22 protein-coding genes are annotated in these 25,656 nt (G+C 50.9%); 19 read left to right on the top strand and 3 right to left on the bottom strand.

Annotated features, from left to right (window positions below):
- Window positions 1–61 precede the first annotated feature (61 nt).
- From JZI27_RS06290 to JZI27_RS06230, 13 genes are all read left to right on the top strand, one after another.
- Complete coding sequence (locus JZI27_RS06290) at window positions 62–1,420, top strand: TolB-like translocation protein (protein WP_280207071.1); 1,359 nt, start codon at window positions 62–64, stop codon at window positions 1,418–1,420.
- 278 nt (window positions 1,421–1,698) lie between these two features.
- Complete coding sequence (gene pyrR, locus JZI27_RS06285) at window positions 1,699–2,238, top strand: bifunctional pyr operon transcriptional regulator/uracil phosphoribosyltransferase PyrR (protein ID WP_122909624.1); 540 nt, start codon at window positions 1,699–1,701, stop codon at window positions 2,236–2,238.
- 173 nt (window positions 2,239–2,411) lie between these two features.
- Complete coding sequence (locus tag JZI27_RS06280; RefSeq protein WP_122909662.1) at window positions 2,412–3,755, top strand: solute carrier family 23 protein; 1,344 nt, start codon at window positions 2,412–2,414, stop codon at window positions 3,753–3,755.
- A 178-nt stretch (window positions 3,756–3,933) separates the two neighbouring features.
- Complete coding sequence (locus JZI27_RS06275; protein ID WP_122909623.1) at window positions 3,934–4,878, top strand: aspartate carbamoyltransferase catalytic subunit; 945 nt, start codon at window positions 3,934–3,936, stop codon at window positions 4,876–4,878.
- Entirely contained in the window at window positions 4,848–6,128 is a 1,281-nt protein-coding gene (locus JZI27_RS06270; protein WP_280207070.1) for a dihydroorotase, read from the top strand. Before JZI27_RS06275 ends, JZI27_RS06270 begins: the two co-directional genes overlap by 31 nt.
- A 97-nt stretch (window positions 6,129–6,225) precedes the next feature.
- On the top strand, window positions 6,226–7,323 hold the full coding sequence (locus JZI27_RS06265; protein ID WP_280207069.1) for a carbamoyl phosphate synthase small subunit: 1,098 nt from the start codon (window positions 6,226–6,228) through the stop codon (window positions 7,321–7,323).
- Window positions 7,307–10,519 carry a carbamoyl-phosphate synthase large subunit gene (gene carB / locus JZI27_RS06260; protein WP_280207068.1) on the top strand — a complete coding sequence of 1,071 codons (3,213 nt, stop codon included), beginning with the start codon at window positions 7,307–7,309 and terminating at the stop codon, window positions 10,517–10,519. The genes JZI27_RS06265 and carB overlap by 17 nt, the downstream gene beginning before the upstream one ends.
- 87 nt (window positions 10,520–10,606) lie before the next feature.
- Window positions 10,607–11,311, top strand: a complete 705-nt coding sequence (pyrF, locus tag JZI27_RS06255) for an orotidine-5'-phosphate decarboxylase (protein ID WP_481752800.1) — start codon at window positions 10,607–10,609, stop codon at window positions 11,309–11,311.
- 47 nt (window positions 11,312–11,358) lie between these two features.
- A complete protein-coding gene (pyrE, locus tag JZI27_RS06250) occupies window positions 11,359–11,997 on the top strand; it encodes an orotate phosphoribosyltransferase (protein ID WP_280207066.1) in 639 nt (212 codons plus the stop codon).
- Between the two features lie 153 nt (window positions 11,998–12,150).
- On the top strand, window positions 12,151–12,657 hold the full coding sequence (locus tag JZI27_RS06245; protein ID WP_280207065.1) for a GNAT family N-acetyltransferase: 507 nt from the start codon (window positions 12,151–12,153) through the stop codon (window positions 12,655–12,657).
- A 163-nt stretch (window positions 12,658–12,820) separates the two neighbouring features.
- Window positions 12,821–13,477, top strand: coding sequence for a FusB/FusC family EF-G-binding protein (locus tag JZI27_RS06240; protein WP_280207064.1), 657 nt, complete (start codon window positions 12,821–12,823; stop codon window positions 13,475–13,477).
- 189 nt (window positions 13,478–13,666) lie between these two features.
- Complete coding sequence (locus tag JZI27_RS06235; protein WP_280207063.1) at window positions 13,667–14,848, top strand: AAA family ATPase; 1,182 nt, start codon at window positions 13,667–13,669, stop codon at window positions 14,846–14,848.
- A gap of 70 nt (window positions 14,849–14,918) precedes the next feature.
- Entirely contained in the window at window positions 14,919–15,398 is a 480-nt protein-coding gene (locus JZI27_RS06230; protein WP_122909614.1) for a hypothetical protein, read from the top strand.
- Between the two features lie 19 nt (window positions 15,399–15,417).
- Here the strand turns inward: JZI27_RS06230 and JZI27_RS06225 are convergent, their stop codons facing one another.
- Window positions 15,418–16,035, bottom strand: coding sequence for a TetR/AcrR family transcriptional regulator (locus JZI27_RS06225; protein ID WP_122909613.1), 618 nt, complete (start codon window positions 16,033–16,035; stop codon window positions 15,418–15,420).
- Between the two features lie 172 nt (window positions 16,036–16,207).
- Between JZI27_RS06225 and kynB the strand changes: the two genes are divergently transcribed.
- Window positions 16,208–16,834, top strand: coding sequence for an arylformamidase (gene kynB, locus JZI27_RS06220; protein ID WP_122909612.1), 627 nt, complete (start codon window positions 16,208–16,210; stop codon window positions 16,832–16,834).
- 76 nt (window positions 16,835–16,910) lie between these two features.
- Here kynB and JZI27_RS06215 read toward each other — a convergent pair whose 3' ends face one another.
- The gene (locus JZI27_RS06215; protein ID WP_122909611.1) at window positions 16,911–18,113 is read right to left on the bottom strand and encodes a saccharopine dehydrogenase family protein; all 1,203 of its coding nucleotides are present in this window, start codon (window positions 18,111–18,113) and stop codon (window positions 16,911–16,913) included.
- Between the two features lie 501 nt (window positions 18,114–18,614).
- On the opposite strand from JZI27_RS06215, the gene zwf reads away from it, so the two are divergent.
- The 5 genes from zwf to glpK all read left to right on the top strand — a co-directional run bounded on the left by zwf (window position 18,615) and on the right by glpK (window position 24,435).
- The gene (gene zwf, locus JZI27_RS06210; protein WP_280207062.1) at window positions 18,615–20,111 is read left to right on the top strand and encodes a glucose-6-phosphate dehydrogenase; all 1,497 of its coding nucleotides are present in this window, start codon (window positions 18,615–18,617) and stop codon (window positions 20,109–20,111) included.
- Window positions 20,112–20,147: 36 nt separating this feature from the next.
- On the top strand, window positions 20,148–21,044 hold the full coding sequence (gene gnd, locus JZI27_RS06205) for a phosphogluconate dehydrogenase (NAD(+)-dependent, decarboxylating) (protein WP_122909609.1): 897 nt from the start codon (window positions 20,148–20,150) through the stop codon (window positions 21,042–21,044).
- Window positions 21,045–21,083: 39 nt separating this feature from the next.
- A complete protein-coding gene (locus JZI27_RS06200; RefSeq protein WP_280207061.1) occupies window positions 21,084–22,076 on the top strand; it encodes a Gfo/Idh/MocA family protein in 993 nt (330 codons plus the stop codon).
- A gap of 31 nt (window positions 22,077–22,107) precedes the next feature.
- Entirely contained in the window at window positions 22,108–22,737 is a 630-nt protein-coding gene (locus tag JZI27_RS06195) for a cyclase family protein (protein ID WP_122909608.1), read from the top strand.
- A 201-nt stretch (window positions 22,738–22,938) separates the two neighbouring features.
- A complete protein-coding gene (gene glpK, locus JZI27_RS06190; RefSeq protein WP_251244087.1) occupies window positions 22,939–24,435 on the top strand; it encodes a glycerol kinase GlpK in 1,497 nt (498 codons plus the stop codon).
- 49 nt (window positions 24,436–24,484) lie between these two features.
- On the opposite strand, the gene JZI27_RS06185 is transcribed toward glpK, so the two are convergent.
- Window positions 24,485–25,651: a CapA family protein gene (locus JZI27_RS06185; RefSeq protein WP_280207060.1), complete on the bottom strand. Its 1,167-nt coding sequence runs from the start codon at window positions 25,649–25,651 to the stop codon at window positions 24,485–24,487.
- Between the last annotated feature and the right edge of the window lie 5 nt (window positions 25,652–25,656).

Below are 25,656 nucleotides of genomic sequence, written 5' to 3'. Positions count from 1 at the left end.
CTAATATTTTCATGCGGATGGCGAATAATATCCGAGAAAAAGTCTGAAGGAGGAGGAAGTATTGCGTAGGTTCTGGAGGGTAGTTTCCGGCATTACCTTGGTCGCGATGATGATGACAGGAGGAAGTGTCGTTGCGCATGGTGCGGAGCAAACACAACCTGCGCCGGTACGAGTGAGTGAGACCGCCGTTCCGGCACAGATCGCTTTCACCAGCAATCAGCAGCTCTGGCTGTTGCAGGGCGAGGATCAAGGGAGTCAGCCGATTCAGGTGACCAAGGATGGAATTGCGGAAATCGTCCAATGGTCGACTGATGGGAGTTGGCTCCTGTTTATGAAGTATCCAGACGACGATTCGTACTATACGTCGGGTTATCTTTGGGCTGTGAACAAGGATGGTAGCCGATCGTTTCAGGTGGATCAAAGACCAATCAGAGAAAAACCGAAATGGTCCCATGCAGCTAACCAGTTTGCCTATGTGGTTGGGAAGGCGAACGGAGACGCAGAGGAAGAGAAGACCTTTGTCATTGCGTCGATTGAGGAAGGGAAAGATGCGGCTATCGTTCATACGAGCAAAGCCGACTTTGTCGATTTCTCCTGGATGCCTGATGACAAGCAAATTCTTGTTTCGAAGGAAGCCGGGAAGGAAGCCGGGAAAAGCAAACCTATTACGCTTGAGCTACGTGATCTCGGAGGGAAGACGCTGAAGACATTCGCCATCTCGGAACCGCCAAAGACGGGGGAGGAGATTTATGCCTGGTCAGCCAAGGGCATGAAGGTGTCTCCAGATGGGAAGCATGTGGCTTACTTTGTACCATACAACTCTGCCTCATTGTCTGCTGATGGTGTACCGATCCAATGGTTTGACCTGAGTCAACCGAACAAGAAGCCTATGGAGATCGGCATGGGCCTCGCCTACCCGCAATGGCTCTCCTGGTCCCCCGACGGCAAAGAGCTCGCATTTATTCATGGAACGGATCGCATGGCTACGTATCATAAATACGTGCGTATCATCGACTTGACAGGAAAAGTGCGCTTTGAGGGGGAGGAAGATAAAGTGCAGTCCTTCCCGGTATGGACGAAACAGGCGCCATATCGCTTGACCTATACAAATGGACAGGGAACGGAGTATCATTTTGATCCCCAAAAAGTCATGGTACCAGGACAGCGTATCTGGGTACATACGGCAGCAGGGGAGGATATGCAGATAACCAAAGGAACCCAAGAGACGGCCGATCTGTACCCGAACCCTTCAGTTGATGGCAAACAGCTCCTGTTCGTGAGGCTGGATGAAGCCCAGCACGGCTCCATTTACGTGAAAGCAGGCGATAAGGAAACGGAGTTGGTCCGACACGTAACCGGAAATATCGGTTACTATGCCAATTATTTGCCTGAATGGATCCAGGTCTTTTGGAAAGAGTGACAAAAGGAAATGTCGAATTTTCGTTGACACCGCATCCTATCTGTGACATAATCCTACATGACGAATGGAACCTTTAAATCCAGTCCAGTGAGGCTGGCAAGGGCACGGAAATGACAAGCTGAAGAATGGAAAAAGGGAAGATCTGTACTTTCCTGCTCGCCTTCTGCCTGTCAACCTGCTTCTTGTCCCTGACAAGAAGCTTTTTTTTGGTAAACGCAGATTCCGTCGTTTATTATGAAAGAACTAGTGACCTGTTCCCGTCGAGGAGGGAAATGCAGATGATTAACAAAAGCGTGATCATGGACGAAGCGGCGATCCGCCGAGCATTGACCCGGATTGCCCACGAAATCATCGAACGCAACAAAGGTGTGGAAGACTGCATCATCGTCGGCATCAAGACACGCGGAATCTATCTCGCACAACGACTGGTCGAGCGCATTGAGCTGATCGAGAATGTAAAGGTGCCTGTCGGCGAGCTCGACATTACCTTCTACCGCGATGATTTGCAGCACAAGTCAGAAGATGCCGTCCTGCAAGGCTCGCAATTGCCGGATCAGATTACGGGCAAAACCGTGATTCTCGTGGATGATGTGCTTTACACAGGACGAACGGTACGAGCTGCCCTGGATGCCCTGATCGACAACGGGCGCCCAAGGATGATTCAACTGGCGGTGCTGGTTGACCGTGGACACCGCGAGCTGCCGATCCGACCCGATTTTGTCGGAAAAAACGTTCCTACTTCGCGCACAGAAATCGTTGATGTGCAATTGTCGGAAGTAGACGTCATGGACATTGTGTCCATCCGACAGCTGCTGTAAAAATGGAATAATCCTCTTTAAAAACGATCCCGTGAGATCGGCAAGAGGCAGACTACCTTCCCTCGTAATATGGAAAGGCTGGCCTCTTTGTGCGCTCACAAAGAGGTTTTTTGTTTGCCAATGCAAAGTTCGTGAATGATAAAAACAAGAAAAAACAGGGGAGAGTCAAGAAAATGAACGAAAAGAACTACATCGACGTACACGAGACGCCGAAAATCACAAAGCTGCTGCCACTGAGTATCCAACACTTGTTCGCCATGTTTGGCGCGACTGTGCTGGTACCGATCCTGACCGGACTTGATCCTGCCACGGCTCTTTTTACCAGCGGGATTGGTACTCTGATCTTCCTCTGGATTACAAAAGGAAAATTGCCAAACTACCTGGGATCATCCTTTGCCTTCATCGGTCCTATCATCACAGTCAGTCAGGCGTATGGAATCGGTACTGCCTTGCTCGGATGCTTCCTCTCCGGGATCATCTACATGCTCGTGGCTGGCATCGTGAAAAAGGCGGGAGTCAAATGGTTGGACCGTGTTCTGCCGCCAGTCGTGATCGCTTCGGTCATCGTGGTTATCGGCCTTAGCCTTGCGGGTGTAGCAGTCGATATGGCAACGAAGGTAACGGTAGACAACGTATCCGTCATCTCCCTTACTTCTGTCGAGATTTCTCTTGTCACGGTTCTCTTAACAGTAATAGCGGCAGTCGTACTTCGCGGATTTTTCGCTCTCATTCCTATCTTGATCGGTATCATCGCAGGTTATCTATACACCTTGCTGCGTCACCCTGGCCTGATCGATTTTCAACCCATCGCGCAAGCAGAATGGTTCATCAGACCAGACAAATTGTTTACCGAGCACTTCAAGTTCTTTGAAGTAGCAGCGGTCATGGGCAACCCTGGAGCATGGATTTCAGCATTGATCATCGCGCCGGTTGCATTCGTTACCCTGGCTGAGCATCTGGGCCACTTGCTGGTAACAAGCAAAGTCATGGATCGCGACCTGATGAAAGATCCTGGTTTGCATCGCAGCCTATTCGGTGACGGGGTAGCGACTTCCCTTGGCGCTTTGCTAGGTGGACCTCCTGCGACTACGTACGGAGAAAACATCGGAGTTCTGGCGATCACACGCGTCTTCAGCAAATGGGTGATCGGACTTGCAGCCGTATTCGCCATCCTGTTCGCCTTCATCGGCAAAGTCAACATGCTGCTGATGAGCATTCCAACGCCGGTTCTCGGTGGCGTATCCATCATCCTATTCGGGATTATCGCTGCTCAAGGCTTGCGGATGTATGTAGACAACAAGATCAGCTTTGAAAACAAACGCAACATGATTATCGCGGCAGTCATCCTCGTAACGGGGATTGGCGGCTACAAAATCACCTTTGAAGGTATCGATTTCCTGAGCAACGTTGCGATCGACAATATTGCACTCTCTACCTTCTTGGGTATCTTCCTCCACCTGATCCTGCCGGGCAAAGAATCGGCGATGGGTGAAGCAAACACGACGCAAGAGTCCTAATATCTGACACGTTTCAGAATCCTTTAACCCGGTCCCGTGAGGCTGGCAAGGTAGATGAACGCTGTTTCCTCCTGTCTGAATACCGACAGAACCGCAGCTTCTTGTCTACGCCTGCCTGCATGGCACCGTGACGAGAAGCTTTTTTTCTAAGCAATAGACAAAAACGGAGGGATACACGATGAACAAGATGACGCATTTGATTGGCCTTTCGGATTTGAGCAAGGAACAGATCACGCAACTTCTGGAACGCGGAGAGCACTGGGCAAAGCGACCGACAGAGCAAGCGCAGATCCTTCACGGACGCTTTGTAGCCAACCTGTTTTTTGAGGCTAGCACCAGAACCCGCTTTTCTTTTGAAGTGGCGCAAAAGCGTCTAGGGGCTCACGTGTTGAACTTTATTCCGGAAACCTCCTCTTCGGTAAAAGGAGAGACCGTCTACGATACATTGCGAACACTTGAAGCCATGGGGGTAGAGGCGGCGGTCATTCGCACCAAAAAAGAAGGGCTGCTGCAGGAGCTGGCAGCGAGCGTCGATCTGCACCTGATCAATGCGGGGGATGGGACCAACGAGCACCCTACCCAATGCCTGCTAGACATGCTGACGATGAAGCAGCAGTTTGGCAGCCTCGAAGGACTGAAAGTCGCCATCATCGGTGACCTGCGTCACAGTCGAGTGCTCGGGTCGCATCTGCACGCTTTGCCGAAGATGGGGGTCAACCTGCTTCTCTCCGGTCCTGGCTCGATGATGCCGCAGCCCACTATGGTTCCGGAGGGTGTGCGAATCGTCGAGATCGACGAAGCCATCCAGACAGCAGATGTCGTAATGATGCTGCGCGTCCAACTGGAAAGACATGCGGAATCCCTCTACATTTCCAAAGAAGAGTACCATCAGAGACACGGTCTGACCCTGGAACGAGCGAAGATGATGAAGCCTGGCTCTTTCATCATGCATCCTGCACCAGTCAATCGCGGGGTTGAAATTCATACAGATCTGGTAGAAAGCAAGACATCACTGATTCAAAAACAAGTAACCAATGGAGTAGCAGTGCGCATGGCCGTACTGGAAACATTGCTGAAAGGGAGCGAAATGGCATGGGTATCATCCTTGGCAACGGCAAACTGATCAATCAGGAGGGAAAACTGACTCCGGCTGAGATTTTGGTGGAGGACGGCCACATCACAGCAATCGGGGAGTCGATCTCGCGTGAAGGTCATGAGTGGGTGGATTGCAAGGGCAGCATGATCAGCGCAGGTCTGGTCGATGTACACGTGCATTTGCGCGAACCAGGATTTGAACAGAAGGAAACCGTTGCGACAGGAGCAGCGGCAGCAGTCCGAGGCGGCTTTACCACGATCGCGTGCATGCCCAACACACGTCCTTCGATCGACAGCGTTGAGACCGTTACCTACATCCTAGACAAAGCAAAAGAAGCAGGATTGGCCAGAGTGATCCCGTATGGCGCCATTACGGTGCGCCAGCTGGGGAAAGAGCTGACAGATTTTGCGGCTCTGAAGGAAGCAGGAATCTTCGCTCTGACGGATGACGGGGTTGGTGTCCAATCGACAGCCATGATGAAAAAAGCGATGAGGGCAGCACAGGAGCTGGGTATCTCCATCGTGGCTCACTGCGAGGACGACGACCTGCTCATCCCGGGTGCGGCTTTGCACGATGGTGTCGTAGCGGCACGTCACGGCCTTCCGGGTATCCCATCCGAATCCGAATCGATTCACGTAGGACGCGACATTTTGCTGGCGGAACAGACAGGCGTACACTATCATGTCTGCCATATCAGTGCGAAGGAATCGGTTCGCCTGGTGCGAGACGGCAAAAGAGCGGGTGTCCATGTGACCTGCGAGGTAACGCCTCATCACCTGCTGCTGTGCGACGAGGACATTCCGGAAAACCTGGATACCAACTGGAAAATGAACCCGCCGCTCCGCTCTCGTGAAGACCGAGCAGCACTGATCGCCGGATTGAAGGACGGCACGATCGATATGATCGCAACTGACCACGCTCCACATACGGCAGAAGAGAAGGCAAATGGCATGGATCGCGCCCCGTTCGGCATTGTAGGTCTGGAGACCGCCTTCCCGCTTCTCTACACACATCTGGTAGAGACAGGAGAGCTGACGCTGCAAAAGCTGGTGGAGCTGCTCACTGTCAAACCAGCACAGGCATTTGGCCTTCCGTACGGCCGCCTGGAAGTAGGAGCACCTGCTGATTTGACTGTCATCGATCTGGAGACAGAAAAGGCGATTGATCCGACCACCTTTGCAAGCAAAGGAATCAATACACCCTTTAGCGGATGGGCTTGCAAGGGCTGGCCAATCCTGACACTGGTAAACGGGAAGATTGTTTATCAAGAGGTATAAGAGAGAAAAGATAAAGCTGTAAAAGCTTGGGGATCGGCGTCTTCTATGAGGAAACCATCCCCATGCGCAAGGAGCGACTACGGAGGAGGAACGAAAGATGCGTGCAAGACTGATCTTGGAAGACGGAACAGAACTTATCGGCAACGCGTTTGGAGCGACGAAGGAGAAGAGCGGCGAGGTGGTGTTCAACACCGGGCTGACGGGCTATCAGGAGGTGCTTTCTGACCCGTCCTACTGCGGGCAGATCGTAACCATGACCTACCCACTGATCGGCAACTATGGAATCAATCGGGATGACTTTGAAGCCGTTCGCCCGTATATCCACGGTTTTGTGGTTCGCGAGCATTGCGACATGCCAAGCAACTGGCGCAACACCAACACCCTGGATGAGCTGCTCAAAACCTACGACATTCCCGGAATCTCCGGCGTCGATACGCGGATGCTGACTAGAAAGATCCGTTACCACGGCACCATGAAAGGGATGATTACCACAAGTGAAGCCCTGCTGGCGGAACTGGTTGCTTCCCTCAACCAAACTTCTTTGATGACAGATCAGGTATCACGTGTCTCGACCAAAAGCGTATTCAGCTGCCCGGGTACTGGACATCGGGTCGTGCTGGTGGACTTCGGCTCCAAGCACGGCATCCTGCGCGAGCTGACCAAGCGCAACTGCGACGTCGTCGTGGTTCCGTACAACGTGACGGCTGAAGAGATCCGCCGCATTCAGCCTGATGGCATCCTTTTGTCCAATGGCCCTGGAGACCCGAAAGATGTCCCACAAGCTGTTGAGATGATCCGCAATATTTTAGGCGAGTACCCGCTGTTCGGGATCTGCCTGGGACATCAGCTGTTCGCTCTTGCATCCGGTGCAGACTCCATGAAGCTCAAATTCGGACATCGAGGCGGCAACCATCCGGTAAAGGAACTGACTACCGGACGGACTTACATCACCTCCCAAAACCACAGCTACGCTGTCATGGAAGAATCGCTTCAGGGCACCGAGCTGGAGATTACCCATATAGCATTGAACGACGGAACCATCGAGGGTGTACGCAACACGGCGAAGAACGCCTTTTCCGTCCAGTACCATCCAGAAGCAGCACCGGGGCCTTATGATTCCGGCTACCTGTTCGACCAGTTTCTAGCGATGATGGATACCGCCAAGGAGGAGAAAAAACATGCCAAAACACGCTGATCTGAAAAAAATCCTCGTGATCGGTTCCGGTCCTATCGTGATCGGGCAAGCCGCTGAATTTGACTATGCAGGAACACAGGCCTGCGAAGCTTTGAAGGAAGAGGGGATGGAGGTTGTTCTGATCAACTCCAACCCAGCAACCATCATGACGGACACGAACATGGCCGACAAAGTATACATCGAACCGATCACCCCTGAGTTTGTCGCGCGTGTCATCCGTCAGGAAAAACCGGATGGACTTTTGCCGACATTGGGCGGACAAACCGGTCTGAACATGGCGGTTGCACTGGCTGAAGCGGGCGTTCTGGAGCAGGAAAACGTCAAGCTGCTCGGTACCAAGCTCGAATCCATCAAGCAAGCGGAAGATCGTGAGCTGTTCCGCGCCCTGATGAACGAACTGGGTGAGCCTGTCCCTGAGTCTGTGATTGTAAGCACTGTAGAAGAAGCCGTTAACTTTGCCAACGAGATTGGCTACCCGATCATCGTGCGCCCTGCTTACACACTGGGTGGTACGGGCGGCGGAATTTGCGATGACGAAGAGAATCTGCGTGAAATCGTGGCGAGTGGTCTGAAATACTCCCCGATTACGCAGTGCCTGATCGAGAAAAGCATCGCTGGTATGAAAGAAATCGAGTATGAAGTCATGCGCGATGCCAATGACAACTGCATCGTTGTCTGCAACATGGAAAACATTGATCCGGTAGGGGTACACACTGGTGACTCGATCGTTGTGGCGCCGAGCCAGACCTTGTCCGACCGCGAGTATCAGATGCTGCGCTCCTCTGCGCTGAACATCATCCGCGCACTGGGCATCGAGGGCGGCTGCAACGTGCAGTATGCACTCGATCCATACAGCTTCCAATACTACGTCATCGAGGTAAATCCACGTGTGAGCCGCTCGTCTGCGCTGGCTTCCAAAGCGACAGGCTATCCAATCGCCAAAATGGCAGCTAAAATCGCGATTGGCTACACACTGGACGAGTTGAAAAATCCGGTTACCGGCCAAACCTACGCATGCTTTGAACCAACCCTCGACTACGTGGTAAGCAAAATTCCACGCTGGCCATTTGACAAGTTCCAGTCTGCCAATCGCAAGCTGGGCACACAGATGAAAGCAACAGGGGAAGTCATGGCGATCGGCCGCACGTTTGAAGAGTCGATCATGAAAGCCATCCGCTCCCTGGAGATTGGCAGCTACCATATCGAAATCAAAGGTGCAAACAAGATTTCCACAGAAGAGCTGACAGCACGCCTGATCGCAGCCGATGACGAGCGCCTGTTCTTGCTAGCCGAAGCGCTTCGCCGCGGCTGGACTATCGAACAACTGCATGAGCTGACCAAAATTGATCTGTTCTTCCTGCACAAGTTCCACAAGATGGTTGCATTTGAAGCCGTACTGGCTGAAGGCTTAACCCATGAAAAGCTGTTCGAGGCAAAACGACTGGGCTTCACAGACCGCAAAATTGCTGAGCTAAGTGGAAAAACCGAAGAAGAAGTTCGCGAGCAGCGTAATCAGCAAGGATTTGTCCCTGTATTCAAAATGGTAGATACATGTGCAGCAGAATTCGAGGCACAGACCCCTTATTACTACTCCAGCTATGAAGTAGAGGACGAGCGCATTGAAACAGGCAAAAAACGCGTTGTCGTGCTGGGCTCCGGTCCGATCCGCATCGGTCAAGGGATCGAGTTCGACTACGCAACTGTACACGCCGTCTGGGCATTGAAAGAAGCGGGGTACGAAGCGGTAATTATCAACAACAACCCGGAGACAGTTTCGACCGACTTCAATACTTCTGACCGTCTGTACTTTGAACCACTGTACATTGAAGACGTCATGAACATTCTGGATGTCGAGAAGCCGGAAGGGGTTATCGTCCAATTCGGAGGACAAACGGCCATCAACCTGGCTGACAAGCTGGCTGCTCGCGGCATCAAAATTCTCGGAACCAGTCTCGAGAACATCGATGCGGCAGAAAACCGCGAGAAGTTCGAAGCACTCCTGCGCAGTCTGGAAATCGCGCAGCCGCCAGGAAAAACAGTGACGTCCGTAGATGAAGCGGTCGTAGCAGCAGATGGCCTCGGATTCCCGGTGTTGGTACGCCCATCCTATGTCTTGGGTGGACGTGCGATGGAGATTGTCTATAACGAGTCTGAGCTCTTGGAGTATATGGAAAAAGCAGTGAAGATCAACCCGGAGCATCCGGTTCTGGTAGACCGCTACATGGTGGGTATCGAGGCTGAGGTAGACGCGATCTGCGATGGTGAAAACGTCCTGATTCCAGGAATCATGGAGCACATCGAGCGCGCAGGTGTCCACTCTGGTGACTCTATCGCCGTGTATCCGCCACAATCGCTGTCTCAAGCGATCAAGGATGAACTGATCGAGATGACGACCAAGCTCGCGCGTGCTCTGCAAATCAAGGGACTGCTCAACATCCAGTTCGTCATCTACAAAGATCGTCCCTATGTAATCGAAGTGAATCCGCGCTCTTCCCGGACAGTGCCTTTCCTCTCGAAGGTGACTGGCATCCCGATGGCAAACATTGCGACCAAAGCGATTCTGGGTCACTCGATCGTCGAGCAAGGCTTCACGCCAGGCTACCATCCGGAAGAGAAAATGGTTTCGGTCAAAGTGCCGGTCTTCTCCTTCGCCAAGCTGCGCCGGGTAGATATCACCCTCGGACCAGAAATGAAATCGACAGGTGAGGTCATGGGCCGTGAAACAACACTCGCAAAGGCGCTGTACAAAGGTCTGGTCGCTGCGGGCATGAACATCCCGACACAAGGTGCCCTGCTGGTGACTGTAGCCGACAAGGACAAGGAAGAGGCGCTGGAAATCGTCAAGCGCTTCCGTAAGCTGGGCTTCAAGCTGCTTGCTACTTCCGGTACGGCTGATTATCTGGAAGAGGCAGGATTGCCAGTCACTCGCGTCAACAAATTGTCGGAAGGCACGCCAAATCTCCTGGACATGATTCACACTGGAGAAGCCAACATTGTGCTTAATACCCTGACAAAAGGCAAAACACCTCAGCGCGATGGGTTCCGCATCCGCCGGGAAGCGGTAGAGAACGGTGCTGTTTGCCTGACTTCACTGGATACAGCTACAGCGCTCCTGCACGTGCTTGAGACGATAACTTTCTCTACCGAAGCGATGCCAATACAACGCGCAGGTGCGAAAGTAGCTGTGACCGTATAAAAGCAAGACCTGAAACAAAGAGATACCAGACTGGGGACAAAGGAGAGAGGCAGTGTGAAACCGGAAACCATCGATATTCGTGAGCGTATGATTGTTGCACTCGACTTTTCTACACTGGCGCAGGTCAAGCAGTGCCTGGCTTCCCTTGAAGGGCATATACGCTACGTAAAAGTCGGCATGGAGTTGACCTATGCAGAAGGACCAGCAGTCTTTCAATACCTCAAGGAAAAGGGACTGAAGGTATTCGTCGACTTGAAGGTACACGACATCCCGAATACAGCCAAAGGCGCAATGCGCAGCCTCGCTCGTCACGGGGTCGACATGGTGAATGTCCATGCAGCTGGTGGTGTAGCGATGATGCAAGCTGCACGAGAGGGATTGGAGCAGGGGACAGCCGCTGGCGCTGTCTCCCCTCTCTTGATCGGAGTCACCATGCTGACTTCTACTGGCAAAAAGACGATGAACGAAGAACTGGCGATTTCAGGTGATGTAGAAGATGTGGTTCTGCACTATGCGAAAATGACGAAGGAAGCCGGATTGGATGGCGTCGTCGCCTCTCCACTGGAAGTGCCAGTGATCAAAAAGGCGTTGGGTGATTCCTTCGTCACCGTCACTCCCGGAATTCGGCCATTGGGTACGGATCAGGGTGATCAGACTCGCATCACGACGCCAGAGCAGGCATTTCGATTGGGCAGCGATTATTTGGTGATCGGCCGAGCCATTACGGGGGCGAAAGACCCGGCGGCTGCATGGGAAAGCATCGTGAATGCCGTCTATGTTGACCAAAAGTAATCGATGCAATGACGAAGCATTCGAATCCCACCTGGAATAGAGAGGACATGATACCTATGACAACGGCGAAAAAAATAGCGAGCAGCTTGCTTGAGATCGGCGCAGTCCATCTGCGTCCGGATCAACCTTTTACATGGACTTCCGGCATCAAGTCGCCGATCTATTGTGATAACCGAATCACCATGTCCTATCCTTCCGTTCGCAGACAGATCGCCCAAGCATTTGCCGAGCTGATCCGCAACACGTACCCGGATGCACAAGTGGTAGCGGGGACAGCTACAGCAGGTATTCCTCACGCTGCATGGGTCGCGGAGCTGCTGGATTTGCCCATGATCTATGTGCGCGACAAAGCAAAAGGACACGGGCGTCAAAACCAGATCGAAGGCGCATTGGCTGCTGGTCAGAAAGTGGTTGTCATCGAGGATCTGATCTCCACAGGCGGCAGTTCGTTGAAAGCGGCTCAGGCCGTGCAAGCGGAGGGTGGAGAAGTACTCGGCGTGGTTGCGATCTTCAGCTACCAATTCCCGGACGCAGAAGCTCTTTTCGCTGACGCAGGTGTACCATGCACGACCATTTCCAACTACACGGCATTGCTGGAAGCTGCGAAGGAGCAGGGTGTCATCAGCGCGGAACAAGAAACACTGCTGGCTGAGTGGCGCAAAGCTCCGAAGACATTTTTTGCTTGAGGCACATACGAGAGTGAAGGTGGCGAACAAAAGCCGCTTTCACTCTCTTTTTCATTTTCCAGCAATAAATTGAAACGAAGAATCTTGCATTATCGTAAAAGGGAGTGTAATGTATGTAATTATTTCCCTGCTCGATTGAGGGTGGTTGCGCGTGTGCAGATTAAGATAGAGCTTGTAGCGCAGGATGACGCTACAAAATTGTTTGAGTTTGAATGTCAAAACCGAGTCTTTTTTGAAAAATGGGTACCAACCCGTGGTGAAGCGTATTACGAGTTTGATTCTTTCTGTCATATTCTTTCTAACCTTCTGCAGGATCAAGCAGAGGGGAAGGATTATTTTCATCTCATCCGGGATGAGCATGGAACCATTCTGGGAAGAATCAATATCGTGGACATTCAAGTGATAGATAGTGTGAAGTCGGGACATATTGGCTACCGAATCGGCGAATCTCACAGGGGCAGGGGAATAGCTTCAGACGCCGTGCGGTTGCTGGTACAAAAAGCCGTCGAAGAGTACGACATCACCCTTTTGTACGCAAAAACAACAATGAACAATCTGGCTTCTCAAAAAGTCTTGGAAAAAAATCACTTTCTTTTTGTCACCACTGATCATGACCAGAATGAATTAGAACCGTTCAGACACTATGTTTGGAACGCATGACCGCGGCAAATGCCGGGATTGTCCTCCCTGATTTGGTAGAACTGTCTATTTAGCAGTTGTGATTTCGCACCTATACTGAATGGGAGGAATGGACAAAACCATTCTATCCGGGGCAAATGATTGTTGGTGCCCAGACAAATCCCATGTTAAAGGTGTGTCCGATATGACCGAGCGATTTATCCGCAACCATCAGTTTAATTTCATTAAAAAACAATCTGATCACGTACAGCGTGCTCATCATACAGTGTCTGATCCAAAAGTACTGGAAGCTGTTATTTTCCAAAGCGAAGCAAAAGTCATGGAACTGTTTCCTGAGCTGAGCGAGGATCAAAGAAAAGTGCTGGAGCCGATTACAACCTGCAAGAGCGCCCAGGATTTCAGCGATTACCTGCAAAAGGTCTGCGAGCATACGATTGATTTTCCAGCGATCTCGGAAGCGCAGATCAAGCGATTATTTCCGAAAAATAAAAAGCTGAAGCTGCCGAATCTCTCTGCGATGGATGTATCCAAATTGACCTACCTTGGCTGGCTTGACATCGCGACGAACAAGATTTACTACGTCTATCCGGATCAAGGGAAGTTCGTGGGAGTAGAAGGCAGATTTACGCCTGGAAGCAAGAAAAATCTTTGCTCGTTCTGTCACGGATATGAGGAAGTCGCGCTCGTATCCGCCATCTCCAAAGCGAAATCCTCCATTTCACCTGATTACTACAAAGCAGTAGGTAACTATATGTGTGTGGATACTCATCAGTGCAATAAGCAGATCACCGATGTGAGCAACCTGGAGGGCTTCATTGCACGCGTGCTGGCTAAAGAATAAGTTCTACTAGAGCGTTCCATGGAAAATGCTTGTGCAAGCCACCTTCTCTCAATTGAGAGAGGTGGCTTGTTCTACCTCTACACAGAACCGCCTCATTCTTTCTTCCCATTTCCATATTCTTCTTGTAGTTCATATGCATTATAATAGGATAATGCTAATTGCTCATTACCGATTGCAGGGGAGAATCAAATGACGAAGATTGATATATTGAAAGCAATGATTGCCCGGGACCAGACCAATGCGCTTGCTTGGTTCCTCTTAGGCTTGGAGTACGCGGAAAGAGGAAAGCGCAACGAGGCCTTGCATGCTTTTACACAGGCATTGACACATGGTGACGAAGAAATCAGGCAAAAAATCGTCAATGAACGAAGTCAAGTTCTGGAAGAGACTCCACTCAAAAAAGCAATAGAAGATACAGATTTTTTTCTTGCCTATGAATCGATCCCGACGCTCGTAACTGAGGGTAGCAGTGCTTCCGTTGAGGAAAAGGGGGAGGATCAGGAGGTAAGTCCTGTTTACTTATCAGATATAGGTGGTATGGATGCTGTGAAGAAAGCGATCCAGAACAAAATCATTCAGCCCTTCCAAACGATGGGCCATTCTGGTATTTTTCGCAAAAAAGGAGGCGGGAGCAGTGTGCTTCTGTACGGGCCGCCTGGTTGTGGAAAGTCCTTATTTGCAAAGGCGATCGCAGGGGAGTGCCAGGCTCGCTTTTTGCATTTGCCCATAACAGAGAGCTTGTCGCCGTATCAGGGTGTCAACGATGCACACATCAAGGAGCTTTTTGATAGCGCCCGTGAACAAATGCCCGCCTTGCTGTTCTTCGATGAGCTCGATGCGCTTAGCAATAATCGAGGAAAATCGTCTTCGTTGATGCTGCGAAGGGTCATCGACCAGATTCTTTGGGAAATCGATCAAATCAAGGCAAACGCAGATAAAATCTTGATCGTTGGCGCGACCAGCATGCCTTGGGATGTCGACCCTTCTTGCCAACGGCCAGGCCGTTTTGACAAAATGATTTTCGTAAGTCCGCCTGATAAGGAAGCGCGTGAAGCTATTTTTCGTTCCAAGCTGGCTGGGCGTCCATCGGAGCCACTCGACTTCTCCCAATTGGCTGCGTGGACCAACCTCTATTCCGCTTCGGATATTGAATATGTAGTAGAATTGGCTACCGAGCAGGTTCTTCATGACATTTTGACGAAGGGCATAGAGCGGCCGATCCAAATGAGTGACCTGAGAGAGTCGATCGCTGCGACGCGCTCCACGACCATCGAATGGCTGCGCACCATGAAAAGCTATATAAAATACGCGAATGAGGATGGGTTCTACGACGATGTAGAGTGTTATCTTCGCCGTCAAAAACGGTTGTAACTTCCCAGTTCTTTTTTGCGGAAGTTATGTTACGCTAACTTGTACACAGCCGTTGTGGAAGGAGAAAAAGATGAAGAAACTACACGCACTATGGATCGTCTTCCTGTCTGTTGCTTTTCTTTTGGCAGGGTGCAGCTCCGATCCGGTAGAAGAAGACGTCAACAACTATTTAAAAAATGAGTTGCCGAAGATGTCAACGCTGGAACAAGACATCCTCACCCAATTTGCAGCGATTTCGGGAAACCGCCAGCTTGATGCAGAGGCTTTGCACAAAGAATTGAATGACAAGGTTTTGTCCAAGTACGAGACGTTCGTACAGGAACTCGAAAAGATCAAGCCAGCCACCGAAGAAGTGCAACAGGCTCATGAAAAGCATGTGACAGCTGCCCTCGCTCAACTAGAGGCGTTCAAGACGGTTGTCTCCGCAATCAAAAACAAAGACCAAGCGGAACTAACCGCTGCCAGAGAAAAGCTGGAAGCGGCTAAAAAATTGGGTGATGAGTCCAAGGAAGCCATCAAGCAACTTGCGATTGGATACGGTGTTCAATAGCATCGAAGCAGTAATGGGCTTATTCGTACAAACCACCCGTATAAATGGATGCGAGCGTTTTGGCGATCTCATCGAGTGAAGCTTTATGCTGACACTTTACAATGTCCCACAAATACATTTCATGTGAGTAAAACCACCCCCGGGCGACCAGCTCGGGGTTTACTTCTTTCCGCGCCAGCCCCTGCTCCTGAGAGTACTTGATGTCCTGGGCGATCCGCAAGACGAACTGCTCGCGAATGTCCTCCCATTTTTTCTGAACCGTGGGAAACGCGCCGATCGCTTCGGAAAACAGCTTGAGCATGTCTCGCTCTGATTCCGCCATGTTCAGGAATGACGTTGTCTGATGGAGGATGAGCCGTTCAGCGTCCCCGCGAGACTGAGGATGGAATGGCAGCTCCGCGATCGAATAGAACGCAGCCATCACATCTTCCATCAAGACGATGAGAAAATCATCTTTGCCTGTAAAATGAACGTATGCAGTTCCGTACCCGGTTTTGGCACGTTTGATGATTTGAGAAATGGTTGCTTTGTGAAAACCTTCTTCTAGAAATACTTCTCGTGCAGCTTCCAGCAGCTTTTGCCGGGTCTGCTGCGCTCTGAGATGGCGTCCGTCGGTTACTGAATGACTCTGTTCCACTTGCCACGTCCCCCTTCTGCTACCTACAATACAGGGAAATTGCGGAAAAGGGAAGGTGATCCACGAGAGGAAGTCGTAATAGACCGAATATTGACATGCTATCAACTCTTCAGTAATCTTTGGGAAAGCACGTCATGATTCGTTTTGCCCAAGAAAAGGAGGAAAGTAAGCGATGAGTTCGAAATTGCTCGATATCTCCCGTCCACTCGCCCAGGGGACGCCAACATGGCCAGGGGATACACCTTTTTGCTATGAGGTAAACTGGCCCAAATCAGCGAGCGGTTCCGTCAATGTGGGGAAGCTGACCATGAGCATCCACACAGGCACGCACGTAGATGCCCCCTTTCACTTTGATGACGACGGTCGGAAAATGCTGCAATTGGATATCAACCTGTATGTTGGAAAGGCAAGAGTCGTAGAACTGACAAGCAGGCCAAGCATTGGTGCTTCGGATCTGGAAGAGCTGGATTTGACTGGTGTATCCAGACTTTTGATCCGCACCGGTTCTTGGACAGACCCAGGGAGCTTTCCCACTGAGATTTGCTTTCTTCGTGCAGACCTGGCTCCCTTTCTCGCTGAAAAAGGCATTCGCTTAATCGGCGTTGATGTCCCTTCCGTCGATCCGCTGGAGAGCAAGGAATTGGCTGCTCATCATAGTTTGCATGAACAAGACATCCATATTTTGGAGGGCTTGCTGCTCGACCATGTAGAGCCAGGCGATTATGAGTTGATGGCGCTGCCCTTGCCACTTGCTGAGGCAGACGGCAGCCCGGTTCGAGCCGTTTTGCGCACCCTGTAGCCATGAACACGAAAAAACCGTTCCCCTCATCTCGGGAGAACGGTTTTTTGCATTTGCATCTATCTCAACTTACGTGCTACGTACTTTGCAAGAGAGGGGATGTCTTCTCGATTACATCCCATGCCATACCACGAGCCTTCAGCCTTTCCAGAAAGGGGATCGGGTCGATCAGCTCTGGTGGAATGCATCCTGTTGTTTGCAAGAGCCCCTCTGCGATCATGTCGACGGCTACGACTGGCGGAATTCCTGTCTGCCAGATCGTTGCCTGAAACTCGGTTTTGTAGAAAACCTCGTCATGATTTGCAATGGTGTAGACGTAAACTTCCTTGCGTTTGTTATTTTGTTTGCCCTTGACGAGTGCGCCCACGCTGGAATAGCCGTGAATTTTACCCGCGAGATCTACCGGTTTGGGCATCGTGGTTACCACGACATCGCGAGGCACCACTTTGACGCCTTTAACATCGATCTCCTCGTCACTGTCAAGCCCCAGGTAGCTCAGCACCTTCAGCGTATTGACAAAATCGGGATGCAGCGCGTATTTGAAATCGACGTACTTGCACCCTTTTGCCCTGCCGATGGTTTCACCCAGTGTGGTCGCTTCCTCATGCTCGACATTGTAGCAGTCCAGCCAGCCGATTGGCTCTGGGAATTCGAACTCTTCCTTGTTGGCAAAGGGAGTGGGCAGATATTGCTCGCCTTTGTCGGCCGTCCAGTAATTGGGCTTCGCCAGACACTCCTGAATAGCCGTTTGTGGGCTGAAATAAGAGCAGAAGCCATCGTAATCAACAATGGAATTATCACCATCTCGGATCAGAATCGCGTCTACCTCGTCCAGTTGATCGACGGCGTAGCGTGCAGCGATATTCGAAAAGCCAGGGTCGCAGCCCAAGCCCATAATGCCAAGAATCCCGGCAGCACGGAACTTGTCATTCCATGCAAGCTGTTTGCGAAGCCATTGAGGCCCCGATGAAGCCGTATCAATATAATGAGTTTTGGTATTCAGGCAAGCTTTCATCACTTCAAAATTATTTTCTGGCAAACCGATGTGAAGCAACACATCGATGTCATCCAAAATCGCTTGCACGCTCAAGACATCCCGTGCATCCACGCGTTTTACCTGTATCTCTACATCTGTTTCACGCCTTAGCTCCGCAGCCAGCTCCTCGGCTGGACCGGTGGAAATATCAGCCAAAACCAGCTTGGTCAAATACTGGGATTTCACCAGCTCACACGCACTTACTTGTCCTACTCCGCCAACGCCTAATATCGCGACTCGCATAGAGTCCTCCTCCCTGATTGTACGAACTATCTTCGCATTCGAAACAGCCATTTTTGCAAATGCCAATCTTGATTGGTAAAGCATGTGGATACGATCAATACGGCGTCAATTGGTTCACGAGGACGAAGTCTCATGAATGGAAACCTCCTTCAATGTTCCAGATTTGGGTTGAGAGAAAAAGGGTCACCTCCTCTCCAGGGTAGCTTCCTTCATAACTTATGTTATGAAACAGCTATTGCGTCTCATGACAAAGGGAGTGCTCTCAGTTGCTAAAATGCAGATTTTTCAGATAATGACACATTCACATATTCTACCCTGATTATATAGTTTCACGATGAACAGACGATTTTCCTTTCTTGAAGAAAAAAAACATCACTTCCATCAGGGAAGGAAGGGTAACTACTTGATGAAAACAACCATTTGCCTAATAATAACGATGGTACCTGTCGCAAAAAAACGGTCTAGCATGAACGTACTATCAGGCAGGGGGAGGAATAGCGGTTGGAATCGATGACATTGCTGTTGTTTGGAGCTACTGGGGACTTGGCTGCTCGAAAGATATTCCCCGCCTTGTTTCGGATGTATGTGAATAAACAATTGCCCCAGCCTTTTTCGATAATTGCGGTGGGCAGGAGGAAGTGGTCGGCACGCCAATTTCAGGATCACGTCGCCCATGCCTTACACATGTACGGTCAGGATTGCACTACACAATCTCAACACATGCAGCCTTTCCTGCAAATGATCGATTACTTTGAAATGAATCTGAAGGATGGACGAGCCTACTCGGAATTACACCACCATGTGCAAAGGAAGGAAGAAGAGCTACAGATTAGTGGCAATCGCCTTTTTTATTTATCCGTTGCCCCCGAGTTTTTTGAAGGGATCAGTGTGAATCTGAAGAAAAGCGGATTGTGCAATAGCACTGGCTGGAAGCGTCTGATGATCGAAAAACCGTTCGGACGCGATCTGCAGTCCGCGAGAGAACTGAATCAGACACTTGCGGAAACGTTTTTGGAGGAAGAGATTTACCGGATCGACCACTACCTGGGGAAACCAATGGTGCAAAATCTGGAGTCACTCGAATACGCCAATCCCATGATTCAGGCCATCTGGAACAACGAGTATATCGCCAATGTGCAGATTACGGCCAGTGAAACGGTCGGGGTGGAGGAACGGGCAGGCTATTACGACCATACCGGTGCGATTCGGGATATGATTCAAAACCACTTGCTGCAGCTGGTCATGATGACAGCCATGCATTTGCCAAGGCACATGACTCCCGAAGAAATACGGGATGAGAAACGAAAAGTGATGGAAGCGATACGCCCTTTGCGCCAGGAGGATGTAGGGCAGCATGTCATTCGCGCTCAGTACGAGACCGGATATGTGGATGGTCAGGAAGTAGTTGCCTATCGGGATGAGACCGGAGTGGCGAAGGGTGCTACGACGGATACTTTTGTTGCGGCACGTCTTTTCATTGATACTCCGCGCTGGCAAGGAGTACCGTTTTACATTCGGACGGGAAAGCGGATGAAGGAGAAATCCACTCGAATCGTCGTGGAATGTAAAAATCCGAAACAACAGGATTCACAAGGAGATACGCTGGAACCGAATTTGCTGGTCATTCGCATTTTCCCAGATGAGGGGATTACCTGGCAGGTCAATCAGAAGAGTCCGGGGAAGGATGGCAAGCTGGAGGCTGTCAGTCTTCACTATATGCCTGATCCCAATAAGCTGCCGGAAGCGTATGAGCTGCTGCTGGGCGATGCCATGAAGGGCAACGCGGCTCACTTTGCTCATTGGAGAGAAGTCGAGCTTTCCTGGCAATGGGTAGAGCCGATCATTCAGGCTTTTGAGCAAAATGCCGTGCCACTCCACATGTACGAGGCAGGGTCCAATGGTCCAAAAGCAGCAGATGCCTTGCTGGAGCAAGACGGCTTTCAATGGTGGCTAGATCCCGTCATTTCAGAAGAGAGAACACCAATGACCATTTCATAAACCAAATCGGGAGAACGAGAAAGGAAGGCGGAAGAAATGAAGGTTGGATTAATCGGTCTGGGAAAAATGGGTTTGAGTCTGGGGCAGCAAATGCTGGAGAAAGGCCACGAGGTCACTGCATACGATGTGAACCCTGACGCGATTGAGGTGATTGCAGGCTGTGGTGCAAAGAAGGCTGAAAGCTTGGTGGAGCTGGTATCGATGCTACAATCTCCACGGGTTCTCTGGTTGATGGTTCCGCATACGCACGTGGATACGGTCTTAGAAGAGCTGCTGCCGCTTCTGGCTAGCGGCGATATCGTCGTAGAGGCAGGGAATTCCCACTACAAGGAATCGATACGCAGGGCCAACCGGTTTAAGGAATATGGTATCCTCTACCTGGATGCAGGCACCTCAGGCGGAATGGAAGGCGCTCGTCATGGCGCGTGCTATATGGTGGGGGGCGATCCCCAGGCTTGGCGCGTTGTGGAACCGATCATTCGCGATACAGCAGTGGAAAACGGATACTTGTATACGGGCCAATCGGGCAGTGGCCACTTTTTGAAAATGATCCATAACGGCATCGAGTACGGCATGATGGCAGCCATCGGTGAGGGCTTTGAAGTCCTTGAAAAAAGCGAATTTGATTACGATTTTGAGAAGGTAGCAGCAGTGTGGAACAACGGTTCCGTCATCCGCTCCTGGCTGATGGAGCTGACCGAAAGAGCTTTTTCCAAGGATGCCAATCTGGATGAGATCAAAGGAGTCATGCACTCATCCGGAGAGGGCAAATGGACCCTGGAAACAGCGTTGGACATGCAAGTGGCTACTCCTGTCATCGCGATGTCTCTGCTGATGCGCTACCGTTCCCTTGAGACCGACACCTTTTCCGGAAAGGTTGTAGCTGCGCTGCGCAATGAATTTGGAGGACATGCCGTAGAAAAGAAAGAATAGAATAAGGCTGAACGTATTGGCGAAAAGGGGGCTGCGAGTGTGAGGTTTGGCGTAGTCGGCACCAATTGGATAACCGAAGAATTTATTCGTTCTGGCAAGGAAATACCAGGTTTTTCGCTGGAAGCTGTCTATTCTCGGACAGAGGAGAGAGCAAAAGCGTTTGCAGAAAAGATGGGAGCGCCTCACACGTTTACCGACCTCGAAAAAATGGCAGCGAGCAAGCTTATCGATGCGGTGTACATCGCCAGTCCCAATTCTTTTCACGCATCGCAAGCGATTACCTGCATGAATCAAGGCATGCACGTCCTGTGTGAAAAGCCGTTCGCGTCCCATGCGGAGGAAGTCAAGCAAATGCTGGAAGCAGCCAAGAGAAATGACGTTTTGCTAATGGAGGCTGTAAAATCCACCTTTGCACCTAACTTTGGTGTCATCCAAGCGAACATGCACAAGCTGGGCAGGATTCGCCGCTACTTCGCCAGCAATTGCCAGTATTCCTCCCGCTATGATGCGTACAAGGAAGGTCAAATGTCGAATGCCTTCGATCCACAGTTTTCGAATGGTGCCTTGATGGATATTGGCATCTACTGTATTTATCCGCTCGTCGTATTGATGGGAAAGCCCGAGCGTATCCAGGCAGAAGCCATCCTGCTTGAGTCTGGTGTCGACGGGCAGGGGAGCATCTTGCTGCGATATCCTGATTGTGAAGCGCAAGTCATGTTCTCCAAAATCACCACCTCCTATTTGCCTGCCGAAATCCAGGGCGAGGACGCCACCATGATCATCAATAAAATCAACCGTCCGCAAAAGGTAGAGATCCGCTATCGGGACGGACGTGTTGAAGATCTGTCCGTGCCACAAACGCCTCAGATCATGCATTATGAAATCCGTGCCTTCATGGAACTGTTCCAAGCAGGGGAACGGGAATCACCTACGAATTCTCACCTTCATTCCATGATTGCGATGGAGATCATGGACGAAGCGCGAAAACAGATCGGTCTTTGCTTTCCTGCCGATCAGCCACGTGATTCATGAACAGAGCGACGAATAACAGGAGGTATGGCAAGTGAGAATGTATGATGTCACAGGTGCGATTTTTGAAGGCATGACGGTGTATAAGAATAAACCGGAGAAGCAGCCCAAGATCAGACCGCAGACGAACGGGTATGTGACCGAATCTCGGATCGAGCTGGATGTACATACGGGTACTCACGTCGATGCTCCGTTGCATATGGTCGTAGATGGGGAGACATTTGAGACGATTCCACTGGAAAAGCTGGTAGGCGCCTGCAAGGTGCTGGACTTGACAGACGTTGACGACAGGATCACCCAAGCTGATCTCGAGCGGTTCGCTATTGAAAAGGGCGATTTTTTGCTATTCAAAACGAAAAATTCGTTCTCGGAGGAATTCTCGTTCGAATTTGTGTACTTAGCCCATGACGGTGCAGAGTACCTTGCTTCTTTGGGTGTTCGCGGGGTAGGTACGGATGCGCTCGGAATTGAACGCAGCCAGGAAGGGCATCCCACACATAAGACGCTGTTCGCTGCTGAGATCATCGTGATTGAGGGACTGCGCTTGCAGGAGGTCGAGCAAGGCGAGTATTTTCTGGTGGCGGCACCGTTGAAGCTGCTGGGAACAGATGCCGCTCCTGCACGGGTATTGCTCTTTGAAGGCTTGGCAGTTACTGATTCGTAGATAGATGTTCAGCCAGACGCTGGACGTAAGAAGGCATGATTGACGATCTTGACACGATTGTTGGTGATGCCTTTTCTGCTTGATTGAGCATGTTTAAAAAAGAGGGATCAATTACCCGATCACAAATAAGTAGGTAGAGAACCGTATTTTTCAACACGGGTTCATTAGAATGGAATGCTGGAGAGGCAGGGGATCAGATCCATGCAAAAGCAATATGTCTTGGCCATTGATCAGGGTACGACGAGCTCAAGGGCCATTTTGTTTAATCGAGCAGGGAAGATCGTCGGAATGGCGCAGAAGGAATTTAAACAGCACTTCCCGCATCCGGGCTGGGTCGAGCATGATGGGCTCGAAATCTGGTCCTCGGTGGTCAGTGTCATCGGTGAAGTGTTGACGAGCCAAAATGTCGCAGCCCAGGATGTCGCTGCCATCGGGATCACCAATCAGCGTGAGACGACGGTCGTATGGGACAAGAAAACGGGCATACCCATTTACCCTGCGATTGTCTGGCAATCCCGGCAGACGGCAGACATTTGTGAGGACTTGAAGCAACAAGGCCTGACTAATCGGTTTCGCAGCAAAACCGGTTTGTTGATAGACGCTTATTTTTCCGGGACAAAGGTAAAGTGGATCCTGGATCATGTCCCGCAAGCACGCCAGCGTGCACAGCGGGGGGAGCTGTTGTTTGGGACCATCGACACCTGGCTGATCTGGAAGCTCTCTGGAGGAGCAGCTCACGTCACCGATTACACCAATGCATCACGTACGTTGATGTACAATATTCACGATTTGTGCTGGGACGAAGAGCTGCTCATGCACCTCGAAGTCCCTTCAGCCATCCTGCCAGAAGTGAAATCCAGCTCGGAAGTCTACGCCTACACTGATAAAAATCTGTTCTTCGGAGTGGAGGTGCCAATCAGCGGTGTGGCGGGCGATCAGCAGGCTGCGTTGTTTGGTCAGGCTTGCTTTGAACAGGGGATGGCAAAGAATACGTATGGAACAGGCTGCTTCATGCTAATGAATACGGGCACCGAGGCCGTTCAGTCTGAGCATGGGCTTTTAACCACTATCGCTTGGGGAGTGGGCGGACAGGTGGAATACGCGCTGGAGGGCAGCATTTTTGTTGCAGGCTCTGCTATTCAATGGCTGCGAGACGGATTACGCATGCTGAAATCGTCCGCAGACAGTGAGCAGTATGCTGCGAGAGTCGCCTCTACGCAAGGCGTGTACGTGGTTCCTGCCTTTGTCGGGTTAGGCACTCCTTATTGGGACAGTGATGTGCGCGGAGCTGTTTTCGGACTGACGCGAGGAACCACCAAGGAGCACTTTATCCGCGCTACCCTGGAGTCTCTCGCTTATCAGACTAAAGATGTCCTGACCGCGATGGAAGCCGATTCCGGTATCCGGCTGAAAAAGCTCCGAGTGGATGGTGGTGCAGTAAGCAACAACTTTTTGATGCAATTTCAAAGCGATCTCTTGGGTGTGTCCGTTGATCGGCCACAAGTCAACGAGACGACGGCTTTGGGTGCGGCGTACCTCGCAGGTCTGGCCGTTGGGTTCTGGCAAAATAAGCAAGAGATCGCTGATAATTGGAGGGTCGACAAATCCTTCTCGGTTGAAATGGATGAGGAGCAGCGCGACAATCTCTATGCTGGATGGAAAAGAGCGGTACGGGCGGCTATGGCTTTTTCCGAATAAAAAAGCCAAACCCTCTATGCATCTCAGTGGGCTTGGCGAGATTTTCGATTTATTTCACATTGGAAATGTTGCCATCAGCATCGATCTGCACATCCGTAGATATCGATTGCAGACGGTTTAACAGAGCAGCTCCATCCGCTTCATTCATGGGTACGGCACGTGCAAGCTCGGCATGAAACGGAATGGCCCTAAGCTCGCATTTGCCCGTTTTGGTACAGCTCGCTTGAAGGGCAATGCTTTCCCACGTTCGGGGTTCCGTGGAGCGGGTGAATATGAAATTGCCGAGGCTATAGGCGATCCATTTATCCTTGTACTGCTCCAGTCCTTGAATGACATGAGGGTGACCGCCTACGATCAGGTCGGCGCCAGCGTCTATGTAAGCACGTGCCAGTTCTTTCTGATTATCGAGAGGAAAGTCTTTTCTCTCCTCGCCCCAGTGAGGGATGACCACGATCAGATCCGCCTTCGGACGCGCTTCCTGGATCGCTTGTATCGCCTGCGTAGGATCGTAAGTAGCTGCGACACCTGGTTTGTTTTTGCCCGCATACCAGCTGACCTCCGGAATAACGCGGCTAAATCCGAAGATCGCGACTCGGATGCCGTTTTTTTCAACGTATACCGGAGCATAGGCGCGAGCGCTATCGACTCCCGCTCCCAAGTATTCGATCTGGTTCTCATCCAATGAGGCAAAGGTGTCGAGCAGACCTTCGACGCCTTGATCCATCGAGTGATTATTCGCAAGATTGACTGCATCGATTCCGGCAGCCTTGAGAGCGGGAAGTGCTGCGGGAGGCGACTTGTAGACAAACGCTTTGTTGATTGGCGGGGTTCCGCGAGTGGTTACGGGAGTTTCCAGATTCGCGATGGTGTAATCGTCTTGCAAGAACAGATCTTTTAGCTCCGTATAAGGGTAATCGTAGCCTTTTTCGATCAACATCTTCTCTACATTTCCTGCCATGATGACATCGCCGGCGAATGTGAGATGGATTTGGGGCTCCTGGTGCGGCTCCTGCTCTGTATGTTGGTTGTCAGGCTGCGTCAGGGGAAATCTGCCGTCTGAGCCTGAATCAGATGAAAAGGAGTTTGCAAACTGATACACGCCGATTGCAAGTACGGTTAACAAACAGAAAAGAAACGTTTGCACAGTTGCCCTGATCCACATTTTCCGTTTTTTTCTGCGCTGTGTTTTTACCCGGTGTGTCCGCGTCTGATTCATTCCAC

The sequence above is a fragment of the Brevibacillus sp. AY1 genome, assembly GCF_029870785.1.
In the GTDB taxonomy this organism is placed as follows: Bacteria; Bacillota; Bacilli; order Brevibacillales; family Brevibacillaceae; genus Brevibacillus; species Brevibacillus invocatus.
Note: the sequence above shows the minus strand (reverse complement) of the source record. Positions and strands in the feature narration are given on the sequence as shown.